The following is a 12,897-nucleotide window of genomic DNA, read 5'->3' as shown; positions in this document are numbered from 1 at the left end:
TTACCCCCCCCCCCCCCCGGGGGGGGGGGGGCCGCGCGGCCCCCCCCCCCCCACTGCTGTGACCAGGATTTCTGCCTGTTTTCTTACGGCGACGACTAGACTTCTCGGGCACTTTCGTCAGCGCATCATCCTGCGCACGGCGGAGCGATCTCGTCCTGTCTATCCCGAGGAGTCCCTGTGCCGGTTGATGGCGCGTCCCATCCGGAGCTCGATCGCGAGCAGGCCTACGTGGCGATGCTCTACACGCATCTCGACGGGCTGCGCGACTACGCCCGGACTCGGTTGACCCGCGTGCTGAAGGAGACGGGAGGCACTCCGCAGGCACGCAGCGAGCGCGAGTCCTTCACGCAGATGTACACCGAGGACATCGCGAAGTACGACGCCGCCGAGCACGGCCTGTGTTTCGGCCGCATCGACGTCCGCGACGACGGCACCGATGCGGCAGTGACGACCGAGGACGGCGCGGAGACCCGGTACATCGGTCGGCTCGGCATCCTCGACGAGGACAACGACTACGAGTCGCTGCTGCTCGACTGGCGGGCACCGCAGGCCCGCCCGTTCTACCTCGCCACCCCCGCCGCTCCCGACGGGGTCGTACTGCGACGTCATATCCGCAGCCGCAGCCGGACCGTCACCGCTCTGCACGACGAATATCTCGACCTCGACGCCGCCCTCGAGCATGCCGATACCCAGGCGGCGGGGGGTGTGGCCGGTGAGTCGGCGTTGCTCGCCGCGCTGAACGCCGCGCGCACCGGGCAGATGCACGACATCGTGGCGACCATCCAGGCCGAACAGGACACGGTCATCCGCTCGGAGCATCGCAGCGTGCTCGTCGTCCAGGGCGGTCCGGGAACCGGCAAGACCGCGGTGGCGCTGCACCGGGCGGCCTACCTGCTCTACACCTACCGCAAGCAGCTGGCCAAGAGCGGCGTACTCATCGTGGGCCCGAACAGCCGCTTCCTCGACTACATCGGTCAGGTGCTGCCCTCGCTCGGTGAGACCGGAGTGCTGCTCTCCACGGTCGGTGATCTGTATCCGGGGGTGACGCCGACCGTCGCGGACAGCCCGGAGGGCGGCGAGCTCAAAGGTTCCCTGGACATGGTGAAGGTGCTCGAGAAGGCCGTCCGCGACCGGCAGGAGGTGCCCCGCTCCCCCGTGCACCTGAGCTTCGACACCTATGCGCTCACGCTCGACCGCAAGATCGTCACCCGCGCACGCGGTCGCGCTCGGTCGTCCCGCCGACCGCACAACCTCGCCCGGCCGATCTTCGTGGGCGGGGTGATCGACGCACTCGCCGATCAGCTCGCGGGGATCATCGGATCGAATCCGCTCGGCGGCGCGAATCTGTTGAGCCGGGAGGACATCCAGGACATCCGGTCCGAGATGCGTTCGGACCGCGACATCATCACTGCGATCGACGCATTGTGGCCGGAACTGTCCCCGCAGCAAGTACTCTCGGATCTGCTGGCTTCGCGCGACAGGATCGCGTCGGCGGCTCCGGCGTTGTCCGACGAGCAGATCGACGCGCTGTACCGCCCCGACGCACCGGGACGTTTCAGCGCGGCCGACGCTCCCCTGCTCGACGAACTCGCCGAACTGCTCGGTGTCGACGACGCCGCCGAGCGCGAACGCGCGAAGCGGCGCTGGCGCAAGCAGATCGCCGACGCCCAGGGTGCACTCGACATCCTCACCGGTTCGGCGCCGCAGGATCTCGAGGACGATCTCGATCCGGAGCTGCTCATGGCATACGACCTCATCGATGCCACTCAGCTCGCCGAACGGCAGAACCACCGCCGCCACGAGACCACGGCCGAACGCGCGGCGGGTGATCGCACGTGGACCTACGGTCATGTGATCGTCGACGAGGCGCAGGAGCTGTCCGCGATGGCGTGGCGAACGATCATGCGCCGCATCCCGAATCGCTGGATGACCCTGGTGGGCGATACCGCACAGACCGGTGATCCGGCGGGAACCGAGTCGTGGCAGCAGATCCTCGAACCGTATGTCGCGAACCGGTGGAAGAAGACCGAGCTGACCGTCAACTACCGCACGCCGGCGGAGATCATGCGCATCGCACATGCGGTGCTGGCCGAGATCGATCCCGATCAGGTGCCGCCGCAGTCGGTGCGCGAATCCGGTTTCGAGCCGTGGGCGCAGCAGGTCGACGCGGAGGCGCTGTCGGCGACCGTGCGGGCCGCTCTCGACGCCGAGACCGGCCCGGGCACGACGGCCGTGCTCGCGCCCGCACGCCTCGTACGCGAATGGGAACCTCTCGCATCCGAGTCGGTCACGGTCGCGACCGTCAAGGAGGTCAAGGGCCTGGAGTTCGATGCGGTTCTGCTCGTCGAACCGGCCGAGATCCTCACCGACTCGTCGCGCGGGACGAACGATCTGTACGTGGCGTTGACCCGCGCGACCCAGCGTCTCGGGGTGGTGCACTCGGAGCCGCTGCCGGACGTGCTCACGGGTCTCGTGGCCCCCACCCACTGCTGAGGGCAGCCCACGACCGGCCGGAAGGACGGTACCGTCCTTCCGGGCAGGGACACGGGACGGATCATCCGCGGAGGGAACGAACAAGTGACCTATCGGGCAGCGCACCATCGGGTACGTCGAGCGGGGTGCGCGGCGGTCGCGGCGCTGAGCGGGTTCCTCGTCTCCGCCGCCTGCGGGTCGGTGGCGCCGGCCCCGGACGAGGCGCAGGCCGCCCCCTCCACGACGTCGACCGCGCCCGCACCCTCCACGATGCCGCCCGACGCGCGGTTCCTGCGGGTGAAGGAGATGCTGGAGGCGTCCGGTCTGGTCGCCGACGTCGGGGACGACACCGTCCTGGCGGTGGTGCGAGGGGTGTGCGACCAGCTGAGTGCGGGAGTGCCGGAGCATGACGTCCTCGCCACGCTTCGGCCGATCGCCGCCTACGCCGCGGGGGCCACACACTCGCGGATGTCGGCGGACGCCGCTGCCGTGCGCTACCTCGAGGTCACCCGCGAGGAGTACTGCTGATCCGTCAGCGGACGGTGTGCACCACCAGCACGTCGCACAGGGCCTTGCGGGCGACGTCCGAGGGGACGGAACCGAGCAGGCGGCCGGTCAGCGTGTTGAGACCGCGGTTGCCGATGACGATGAGATCGGCGTCGACCTCTTCGACGAGTGTGAGGAGCGACTCGACGGGAGCACCGACGATAGGGCGCTCGGTGATCTTGCGGGCGCCCGCGACGGTCGCCTTCTCCCGTGCGGTGCGCAGGATCTCGTAGGTCGGGGCCGAACCGGTGATCTGGTACGCCTCGTCGCGCAGCGCATCGGCGGCCTGCGCGGTGTCCTTGGGGTCGGCCGGGTAGTAGGCGCAGGCGATCACCAGTTGGGCGCCGGCGTCGCCGGCCAGAGCGGCTGCCTTCTCCACGGCCCGATACGACGATTCGGAACCGTCGGTTCCGACGACTATGGTCCGGTAGGCGCTCATTCATCCTCCATCGAGTGTGTGGTTCATCGACGTGTGCCGCCGATGCCGTCGTCGACGGAGGACACGCACGCTCCCCCGCCATACGCTGCGTCGACAGTAGCGGGATGGGCGGCTCGGGTGGGACGTTTGGGTCTCATCCCACAATCCGGTTTGATGTTACCGTGCGTCACCGTAACGCGGGCCGAAGAGGCCGGCGGGGAACACCTCGGCATCGACGAAGGCATCGCGCCACGGCAACGCGAGGTCGAGCAGACGCTCCACGCCGTCCTCGCCGAGCGCGCCCCAGGGCGCGGCCGCCAGGTCGTCGGTCAGGTCCTCGACGAGCTCGCGGACCTCGAACCCTTCACCGGTGAGTTCTCCGCGCTTGTCCAGCAGGCCGCGTCCGCGCAATCCCTTCTCGGCGTCCGCCCACTCGTCCCGCGACCATCCCCGAAGCTTCCGGGCGGGATCGACGGCGAATCCGATGCCGGTCGCCGTGTGGGTGACCAGCGATTCGATCCCCGACAGCCCCGCCGTCTGCAGCGCCGCGATGTGCCCGTCGCCGCGGTACTCGCGCAGCAATGTCAGCGCGTGCCACAACCGGAGATGCGCTTCCTCGGGCCAGGGCAGGTCGGCGTGGGCGGCGTAGAGCGGTCGCCCATCGGGGCCCGGGATCGCCCGCGCCGCGGTGACGGCGAGATCCGTGGCCTCGTTCATCTCCGCGGAATCGAGCACGTCCTGCCCGAGGACCCGCCGGTAGAGAGCGTCCAGCCCGCGCAACCGCGCCGCAAGGATCGCGGCAGGCTCGGCGCTCTGCCACACCGCCGGGACGGCCGAGGCCACCAGACGGGGCGAGAAACTGTAGAACGTCGCCGTCACGAGGCCGGGGCCCACAGCACCCACGGCTGCCGAGCGCCCACCGAAATAGTGTGCGGCCGGCCCGTCGACGCCCAGCGCGGCGAGTTCACTCGCGGTGTCCGGCGCGAAGTAGACGACCGAATGCAGCAGTTCGAGCGCGCGGGCCGTACGCCCGGCCGAGGAGGGATCCATGGGAAAGGACCCTACCGAGTCTCCGGCGCCGACCGGGCAGGGCGGCTACTTCAGCCCCGCGGCGTCCATGCCGCGCAGTTCCTTCTTCAGGTCGGAGATCTCGTCGCGCAGTCGCGCCGCCAGCTCGAACTGCAGGTCGCGTGCGGCCTGCATCATCTGATCGGTGAGCTGCTGCACGAGATCCGCGAGCTCGGCCCGCGGCATCGTCGAGGTGTCGCGACCTTCCACGACACCGGAGCTGACTGCGCGCCCGGACTCGCCCTGTGCGCGCCGGCCGCGCGAGGCGTTGCGTCCGGAACCGCCCACCTCGACGATCTCGGTGTCGTCGGCCTCCTGGTAGACCTGATCGAGGATGTCGGCGATCTTCTTGCGCAGCGGCTTCGGATCCAGACCGTGTTCGGTGTTGTAGGCGACCTGCTTCTCGCGGCGCCGCTCGGTTTCCTCGATGGCCCGGGCCATGGAGTCGGTGATCTTGTCGGCGTACATGTGGACCTCGCCCGAGACGTTGCGCGCAGCGCGGCCGATGGTCTGGATCAGCGAGGTCGTCGACCGCAGGAAGCCTTCCTTGTCGGCGTCGAGGATCGCCACCAGGGACACCTCGGGAAGATCGAGGCCCTCACGGAGCAGGTTGATGCCGACGAGGACGTCGTATTCGCCGAGGCGCAGCTGCCGCAGTAGTTCGACACGCCGCAGAGTGTCGATGTCGGAGTGCAGATAGCGCACCCGGATGCCGAGTTCGAGCAGGTAATCGGTGAGGTCCTCGGCCATCTTCTTGGTGAGTGTGGTGACGAGGACGCGCTCGTCGCGGTCGGCGCGCTCGCGGATCTCGTGCACGAGATCGTCGATCTGGCCCTTGGTGGGCTTGACGACCACCTCCGGGTCGACGAGACCGGTGGGACGGATGACCTGCTCGACGAACTCGCCGCCGGTCTGCCCGAGCTCGTAGGGGCCGGGGGTGGCCGACAGGTAGACCGTCTGCCCGATGCGGGCGGCGAACTCCTCCCAGGTCAGGGGCCGGTTGTCGACCGCCGAGGGCAGGCGGAAGCCGAAGTCGACGAGGTTGCGCTTGCGCGACATGTCGCCCTCGTACATCGCGCCGATCTGCGGCACCGTGACGTGCGACTCGTCGATGACCAGGAGGAAGTCCTCCGGGAAGTAGTCGATGAGGGTCGCGGGAGCGGACCCGGCGGGGCGACCGTCGATGTGACGGGAATAGTTCTCGATGCCGGAGCAGAAGCCGACCTGCCGGATCATCTCGATGTCGTACTGGGTGCGCATGCGCAGACGCTGCGCCTCGAGCAGCTTGCCGCGGTTCTCCAGATCGGCGAGGCGCTCCTCGAGTTCGACCTCGATGCTCGCGACGGCGCGTTCCATGCGTTCGGGACCGGCGACGTAGTGGGTGGCGGGGAAGATGCGCAGGGAGTCGACCTTGCGCACGACATCGCCGGTGAGCGGGTGCAGGTAGTACAGCGCGTCGATCTCGTCGCCGAAGAACTCGATCCGCACGGCGAGTTCCTCATAGGCGGGGATGATGTCGACGGTGTCGCCCTTGACGCGGAACGATCCGCGGGTGAACGCCATGTCGTTGCGGGCGTACTGGACATCGACGAGCAGGCGCAGCAGCGCGTCGCGCGGCACCTCCACACCCACTTCGAGCTGGATGGACCGGTCGAGATAGGACTGCGGGGTACCGAGACCGTAGATGCACGAGACGGACGCGACCACCACGACGTCGCGACGCGACAGCAGCGACGAGGTGGCCGAGTGCCGCAGTCGCTCCACGTCGTCGTTGATCGACGAGTCCTTCTCGATGTAGGTGTCGGTCTGCGCGATGTACGCCTCGGGCTGGTAGTAGTCGTAGTACGAGACGAAGTACTCGACCGAGTTGTTGGGCAACATGTCTCGCAGCTCGTTGGCGAGCTGCGCGGCGAGGGTTTTGTTGGGCGCCATCACGAGGGTGGGTCGCTGGACGCGCTCGATGAGCCACGCGGTGGTGGCGGATTTGCCGGTACCGGTGGCACCGAGCAGGACGACATCCTTCTCCCCCGCCCTCAGCCGCCGCTCGAGCTCGTCGATGGCGGCGGGCTGGTCACCCGCCGGCTCGTATTCGCTGACGACTTCGAAGCGGGCCTCGGTGCGTTCGATCTCACCCACCGGCCGGAACTCGGAGTGGGCGACGACGGGATGTTCACTTGCGAACGCCATGGAAACCAGAGTAAGCGCTCCCACCGACACGCACCGTGCTCCTACGTGCGGGACGGTCCGGCCGCTAGCCTGCATCCCGTGTCCGCGACCCCGCATCCCGTGAAGACCGAGACGTTCGACGTCGCCGCGAAGACCAACATCGACCCGAAGGGTTTCGTGCGCGCCGTCGACGAGTACCGCGTCGAGGCGTGGGGCCTGTACATGGCGCGACCGTCCGATCACCCGCAGTTCCACTATCTCGAGTCGTGGCTGCTTCCGGAGTTGCGGCTACGGGCTTCGATCTTCCATTTCACACCGGGCAACGAACGCGATCAGGACCGGTACGTCGACGTCGGCGAGTTCCGGCGCGACGGTGACGTCTGGCACTCCCACGACCACTATCTCGACCTGATCGTCCGCACCGGTCGCGACACCACCGTCGAGGACATCGACGAACTGGTCGTCGCGGTCACCGCCGGTCTGATCGATGCCGGGGCGGCCGAGATCGCGATCGAGACGGCGCTGCGGGCGGTGGACGGCATCGCCGCGCACGGTCACGATCTCGACGCATGGCTCCGGGAGCGGGGCGCGCCCGTCTCCTGGCGCTGACGCTCACGCCGTCGACGTGGGTGCCACCTGCACAGAAACACAGGGCACGGGAGCGAAAAAGTTACTGTCGCAAAGGACATGATAATCTGCCTCGGCCGGCGAAGCAGTGCACCGAGAAGGCGACCATCGGGCCGGCCCGGATCGCCTCTCCGCGTGCACATCGCCCGACCGAGGTAACCCCTCGCGCCGGCGGCGCGCGCCCGCGCAGTTCACGGGCGCCACCGAGAACGCCGCCGCCTCTTCGTCGGCACACGCCCGGATCCGGGTGTGCCCTGCTGGAGCGGTATGCCACGCCCGATCGGGTGTTCGACGCATGCCCACCGTCCGGGGGTGAATCGGACAGACGCCGAAGCGGAACCGCGAACGGACGCGTGCAACGCGCCCCGTGGATCCGCGCTGCGCTCCGATCGCCGTGGACACGACGCGAAGACGAAGGAGGTCGCAGTGGACGGCACCGAGCTCGTTCATTTCAGCGCCGCGACGATCGTTACCCTGCTCGTATTCTTCTATGGCGGAACGCTTCTCATCTCCGCCCGGATCGGGAAGAAGGACGAGAACGCAGACGGTTACATGACCGCCGGCAACAAGGTCGGTTTCGGGGTGTCGGCGGCCAGCATGACCGCCACCTGGATCTGGGCGTCCTCGCTGTACGCCTCCGCGACCTCCGGATACACCTACGGCGTCTCCGGCCCCATCCACTACGGGCTGTGGGGTGCACTGATGATCCTGTTCATCTACCCCTTCGGCAAGCGGATCCGCGCGGTCGCACCGAAAGCCCACACTCTGGCGGAAGTCATGTTCGCCCGGCACGGCCGGTCGAGCCAGCTCATGCTCGCCGGCTCGAATCTCGTCGGCAGCCTGATCAGCCTGATGTCCAACTTCATCGCGGGGGGCGTGCTCATCTCGCTGCTCTCCCCGTTCGATTTCGTTCAGGGCGTGGTGTTCATCGCCGTCGGGGTGCTGCTCTACACCCTGTGGTCCGGCTTCCGCGCGTCCGTCCTCACCGATTTCGTGCAGGTCGTGGCGATGCTCGGTGCCGTCGTCGTCATCATCCCGGCGGTCTTCTTCCTCACGGGCTTTCCCGGCGCCTTCGACAGCGGTGCCGGCAATCTCAGCGACCAGCAGGGAGATTTCTTCTCGAGCGAGGCGTTCCTGAACCAGGGCGCGCCGTACATCGCGGCCGTGCTCGCGTATGCCATCGGAAACCAGACGATCGCGCAGCGGCTGTTCGCGGTGCGGGAGGATCTCATCAAACCGACCTTCGTCACCGCGACGATCGGTTACGGGGCGACCGTCATCGGGGTCGGCATGTTCGGTGTGCTCGCGCTGTATCTGGGCATCGACCCGATGGACGGCGACGTCAACAACATCGTGCCGCAGATGGTGGCGTCGTTCCTGCCCACGGCACTGGTCGTCGTGTTCTTCGTCATGATCATCGGCGCGCTGTCGTCCACCGCCGATTCCGACCTGTCGGCCCTGTCGTCGATCGTGATGGCGGACATCTACGGCCAGAACATCGCCGGGGGCACCCGCAACGCCGATCCCAAGCGCATGCTCTTCGTCGGGCGCGCCACGATGATCGTCGCGACCGCCGCCGCCGTCGCGTTCGCAAGCATGCGGCTGAGCATCCTCGACCTGCTGGTCTTCGTCGGCGCGCTCTGGGGTGCGCTGGTCTTCCCCGTCATCGCGAGCTTCTACTGGCACAAGGTCACCAACAAGGCGTTCACGACGTCGGTGCTCGTCGCCCTCGCAGCGTTCCTGCCGGTGCGGTTCGGATGGTTCCCGATGGACGGAGTGATCGCCTGGACGGTGGACATCGCCTCGGTGATCGGTGTTGGCGTGATCGCGGGCCTGATGGCGTTCGGCTTCTTCGGACTCCGGGCCGCACGCGTCGTCGGCGTCGTCGCCGCGGTGGCCGTGGCACCCTTCGCGCTCGGCGCGGTCCACGACTACGCCGTGCTCAGCGCCTCGCTCGTCGCCTACGCCGTCAGCACGGTCGTGTGCTGGGCGATGTCCGTGAACTCCGACGAGGACTTCGATTTCGAGGTCATCGCGCAGCGCGTCGGTGACTTCGACGTGGAGGAGGACACCGCGACGGCCGGGAACGATCCTGCAGCAACCAGTCCGGAGAAGGAGAACCGATGAACATGCTCACGCTGACGATCTACGTCCTGATCTGGCCCGTGCTGGTCGCCGGTGTCCTGGCGGTGCTGTGCCGCGGGTTCTTCGAGGAGTGGCTGCAAGCGCGACGGGACGGCAAGGATCTGATCTGACCCCTCGATTCGGGGAACGCCAGGTGATCCTCGGAGGAACGTGGCAGCCCGGCGGGCGCGGCGTCCGGGATGCCGGTGCCCGTCCGGCACCACGGGCGATCTGTTCGGCGAGTTCTCGCGCCGCCCTGCCGATCCGGCTCGTCGACGCGGCGGAGGCCTTCCCCGCGCCGAAGTCCTCGGTGGCGGGTCAGCGGGCGTCGGCCTCCTCCGGCACGAGGTCCACGCGGGCCGGGATCACCTGTCGGTGCGCCGAGTCGGCGCCCTGCGCGGCGAGAGTGCTGTGCGTGGGCGGGTCGGACGGCACGTGGGCGGGGCGGCGGCGTTCGAATTCCGTTCGCAGCACCGGCACGACCTCTCGCCCCAGGATCTCGATCTGTTCGAGCACGACGTCGAGCGGCAGGCCGGCGTGGTCCATGAGGAACAGCTGCCGCTGGTAGTCGCCCGCATAGTCCGCGAAGCCGAGCGTACGTTCGACGACCTGCTCGGGTGTGCCGACGGTCAGTGGTGTCATCGTCGAGAAGTCCTCGAGCGACGGGCCGTGGCCGTAGACGGGAGCATTGTCGAAGTAGGGACGGAAGATCCGCTTCGCCTCGGCCTCGGTCCCGGCCATGAACACCTGGCCACCGAGCCCGACGATCGCCTGGTCGGCGGCGCCGTGTCCGTACTGCTCGAACCGCCGGCGGTAGAGGGTGATCATCTGCTCGATGTGTTCCTTGTTCCAGAAGATGTTGTTGTGGAAGAAGCCGTCGCCGTAGAAGGCGGCCTGTTCGGCGATCTCGGGCGAACGGATGGAGCCGTGCCAGACGAAGGGCGGGGTGTCGTCGAGCGGCCACGGGGTGGAGGTGTAGCCGTGCAGCGGCGTGCGGAACTTGCCTTCCCAGTCGACGACGCGTTCGCGCCAGAGCCGTCGCAGCAGGTGGTAGTTCTCGATGGCGAGGGGAATGCCCTGTCGGATGTCCTTGCCGAACCACGGGTAGACGGGCCCGGTGTTGCCGCGCCCCATCATGAGGTCGACGCGGCCACCGGAGAGATGCTGCAGCATCGCGAAGTCCTCGGCGATCTTCACCGGGTCGTTGGTGGTGATGAGCGTGGTCGCGGTCGACAGGATGAGCTTCTCGGTCCTCGCAGCGATCCAGCCGAGCATCGTCGTCGGCGAGGACGGGACGAAGGGCGGATTGTGGTGCTCGCCGGACGCGAAGACGTCGAGCCCCACCTCCTCGGCCTTCAGCGCGATCTTCGTCATCGCAAGGATGCGCTCGTGTTCGGTGGGGACCCGGCCCGTCGTGGGGTCGCGCGTCACGTCGCCGATGGTGAAGATGCCGAACTGCACGATGGAACCTCCGTCAAATAGTTGAACTGTCAACTACTCTAACGGACGGGGCGTCCGGAACATTCCCGGATGGGAATCCACCGGATCCGGACGCCTCTAGGCCGACCAACCGGTGTTCGCGGCCCACTCCCATGCGCGATGGTGCGCATGGTCGAACCACGGCGCCTTGAGCGCCGCATAGGCGGCGGCCGCCTCGGCGGGGTCGGACCGCTGCGCCGCGTCGGCCGCGGCGCCGGCCTTGAGATCCGCGTACTCGCGCTTCGCGGTGTCGACCGCGGACAGCCAGTCGCGCAGCAGCAACGCGAACTGCTGGGCGGGCCAGCCGTCCACGCGGACAGCCACCCGCGCGGGACGGCCGGGATCGGCGCTGCCGTGCAACCGCATCTCCCACACGGCCGGGTCGGTCTCGCCCCCGGCACCGTAGGACGGCTTCGGTTCGTCGGTGACCACGTCGTGGATGCGCGGGAAACCCGCGGCAGCGAGCGCGGGTGCGAGCGCGTCGGCCGCCGCGAGATCACCGACGGTGATCTGCAGGTCGAGGACGTCGACGGCGGCCAGACCGGGCACGGCGGTGGACCCGATGTGGTCGATGCGCTTCGCCGCGCCCCCGGCGGCGAAGGCCAGCCGGGCGATGAGCCGATGGGCCTGACGATGCCACTCCTCGCGGGCGGGCACGAGCACCGGTTCCGCCTCGACCGCGACACCGGTGCGCAGATTCTCCTCGAAGGGCATCAGGCGCTCGTTCCACAGTCTGCGGACCTGCTCGACCAGCACCTGCTGATCGCCGGTGTTGTCGAGCCAGACGTCGGCGACCTCACGCCGCTGCTCCTCCGTCGCCTGCGCCGCGATGCGCGCCCGGGCGTCGGCCTCGGGCATACCCCGCAGCTCGACGAGGCGGCGGACCCGCTCGGACTCGTCGGCGTGCACCACGGCGACGAGATGGAAGGCCGGCGCCATGCCACCTTCGACGAGCAGCGGGATGTCCTGCACCACCACCGCGTCGCCGGGCGCGGATGCGACCAGTTCGGCGGTGCGGCGGCCGACCCGCGGATGGGTGATGGCGTTGAGGACGGCGCGCGCGTCGTCGCTCGCGAACGCTTTCGCCGCGAGCGCGGGGCGGTCGAGCGTGCCGTCGGCGTGCAGGATGTCCTCGCCGAAGGCGTCGACGAGTTCGGCGAGGCCGTCGGATCCCGGAGCGACGATCTCCCGGGCGACGACATCGGAGTCGACGATCACCGCCCCGAGTTCGACGAGCTCCTTGGCGACGGTCGACTTGCCCGCGCCGATACCTCCGGTCAACCCCATTCGCAGCACGCTGCCAGTCTCGCATCACCACGCCGTCGAGGCATCTTTGCGGTCCCTGCAACGCTTCGCGCATCGTCGGTCCCGACGGCGAGACGACACATTCGTCCGTCTGCTCGTCGAAGTCGACGGTGTACAGCGTCGGGTAGGGGTTGGTCGGACGCCGGCTGCGTCACGACTCCCGCAGGGACGGCTTCGCCGCCGGTGATTCTCGGGTGGTCATCGGCTCGATGACGATGAACTCCCCGTCCCACGAGCCGTCCACAGACCTCGGCGAATTCGAACGATCCGGAATCACGTGGTCCTCCGCATCCCTTCAGTGCATCCGCATGACCGGGACGGTGTTCTCGAGCGGCGAACCCGGAGGCCGAATGCAACCCTGCGGAACGGAGTGCGGACCGGGCAGTCGCGCCGCGCGCTCCACGAAATCCTTTGCGGCCGGGCCGGCTCCGTGGTCGGCGTCCGTCGTGGAGAAGTGCATGTCGACATGGGGTGCGCCGTAGGGATCTCCTGGGCGTGACCGGGCGGGTTCGGATTCCCGTCCGAGCATCCGCCGGGAACCGGTGCGGGTAGGGATCGAGCGCGCGTAGGCGGCGAGGACCACGGCGCCCGGGCTCCCGGGATCACACCCCGATCACGGTGGGGTCACGGGGCGGTCGCAACACCGCTCGACGACCGGACACACCCCCTCCGACCTGGGGTAAATGCGCAGA

11 protein-coding genes are annotated in these 12,897 nt (G+C 68.5%); 5 read left to right on the top strand and 6 right to left on the bottom strand.

Features of this window, described 5'->3' with window-relative positions; translation table 11 throughout:
• Window positions 1–177 precede the first annotated feature (177 nt).
• Entirely contained in the window at window positions 178–2,493 is a 2,316-nt protein-coding gene (locus PV766_RS07955) for a HelD family protein (protein ID WP_421096820.1), read from the top strand.
• Between the two features lie 84 nt (window positions 2,494–2,577).
• On the top strand, window positions 2,578–3,000 hold the full coding sequence (locus PV766_RS07950) for a DUF732 domain-containing protein (protein ID WP_129976059.1): 423 nt from the start codon (window positions 2,578–2,580) through the stop codon (window positions 2,998–3,000).
• A gap of 4 nt (window positions 3,001–3,004) precedes the next feature.
• Here the strand turns inward: PV766_RS07950 and PV766_RS07945 are convergent, their stop codons facing one another.
• The 3 genes from PV766_RS07945 to uvrB all read right to left on the bottom strand — a co-directional run bounded on the left by PV766_RS07945 (window position 3,005) and on the right by uvrB (window position 6,691).
• Window positions 3,005–3,457: a universal stress protein gene (locus tag PV766_RS07945; protein WP_064063023.1), complete on the bottom strand. Its 453-nt coding sequence runs from the start codon at window positions 3,455–3,457 to the stop codon at window positions 3,005–3,007.
• Between the two features lie 156 nt (window positions 3,458–3,613).
• Complete coding sequence (locus tag PV766_RS07940; protein ID WP_421096819.1) at window positions 3,614–4,486, bottom strand: SCO6745 family protein; 873 nt, start codon at window positions 4,484–4,486, stop codon at window positions 3,614–3,616.
• A gap of 45 nt (window positions 4,487–4,531) precedes the next feature.
• Window positions 4,532–6,691: an excinuclease ABC subunit UvrB gene (gene uvrB / locus PV766_RS07935; protein WP_421096818.1), complete on the bottom strand. Its 2,160-nt coding sequence runs from the start codon at window positions 6,689–6,691 to the stop codon at window positions 4,532–4,534.
• A gap of 69 nt (window positions 6,692–6,760) precedes the next feature.
• On the opposite strand from uvrB, the gene PV766_RS07930 reads away from it, so the two are divergent.
• The 3 genes from PV766_RS07930 (at window position 6,761) to PV766_RS07920 (ending at window position 9,552) form a co-directional block, all read left to right on the top strand.
• Window positions 6,761–7,279, top strand: coding sequence for a DUF402 domain-containing protein (locus tag PV766_RS07930; RefSeq protein ID WP_064063046.1), 519 nt, complete (start codon window positions 6,761–6,763; stop codon window positions 7,277–7,279).
• A 444-nt stretch (window positions 7,280–7,723) separates the two neighbouring features.
• A complete protein-coding gene (locus PV766_RS07925; protein WP_421096828.1) occupies window positions 7,724–9,424 on the top strand; it encodes a sodium:solute symporter family protein in 1,701 nt (566 codons plus the stop codon).
• On the top strand, window positions 9,421–9,552 hold the full coding sequence (locus PV766_RS07920) for a putative transporter small subunit (RefSeq protein ID WP_016935144.1): 132 nt from the start codon (window positions 9,421–9,423) through the stop codon (window positions 9,550–9,552). Before PV766_RS07925 ends, PV766_RS07920 begins: the two co-directional genes overlap by 4 nt.
• Window positions 9,553–9,739: 187 nt before the next feature.
• Here the strand turns inward: PV766_RS07920 and PV766_RS07915 are convergent, their stop codons facing one another.
• From PV766_RS07915 to PV766_RS07905, 3 genes are all read right to left on the bottom strand, one after another.
• On the bottom strand, window positions 9,740–10,882 hold the full coding sequence (locus PV766_RS07915; protein WP_421096817.1) for an LLM class flavin-dependent oxidoreductase: 1,143 nt from the start codon (window positions 10,880–10,882) through the stop codon (window positions 9,740–9,742).
• A 96-nt stretch (window positions 10,883–10,978) separates the two neighbouring features.
• The gene (gene coaE / locus PV766_RS07910) at window positions 10,979–12,196 is read right to left on the bottom strand and encodes a dephospho-CoA kinase (protein ID WP_421096816.1); all 1,218 of its coding nucleotides are present in this window, start codon (window positions 12,194–12,196) and stop codon (window positions 10,979–10,981) included.
• A gap of 304 nt (window positions 12,197–12,500) precedes the next feature.
• Complete coding sequence (locus PV766_RS07905; protein ID WP_421096815.1) at window positions 12,501–12,788, bottom strand: hypothetical protein; 288 nt, start codon at window positions 12,786–12,788, stop codon at window positions 12,501–12,503.
• Window positions 12,789–12,897 lie beyond the last annotated feature (109 nt).

The sequence above is a fragment of the Rhodococcus sp. As11 genome, from assembly GCF_048957735.1.
In the GTDB taxonomy this organism is placed as follows: Bacteria; Actinomycetota; Actinomycetes; order Mycobacteriales; family Mycobacteriaceae; genus Rhodococcus; species Rhodococcus gordoniae.
The sequence above is the reverse complement of the archived record's forward strand: the minus strand, read 5'-3'. Positions and strand labels throughout refer to the sequence as shown.

Bases quoted from the DNA above. Each gene is read 5' to 3' on its own strand.
- PV766_RS07920 (WP_016935144.1), top strand. From the start codon at position 9,421: ATGAACATGCTCACGCTGACGATCTACGTCCTGATCTGGCCCGTGCTG.
- uvrB (WP_421096818.1), bottom strand. From the start codon at position 6,691: ATGGCGTTCGCAAGTGAACATCCCGTCGTCGCCCACTCCGAGTTCCGG.
- PV766_RS07945 (WP_064063023.1), bottom strand. From the start codon at position 3,457: ATGAGCGCCTACCGGACCATAGTCGTCGGAACCGACGGTTCCGAATCG.
- PV766_RS07940 (WP_421096819.1), bottom strand. From the start codon at position 4,486: ATGGATCCCTCCTCGGCCGGGCGTACGGCCCGCGCGCTCGAACTGCTG.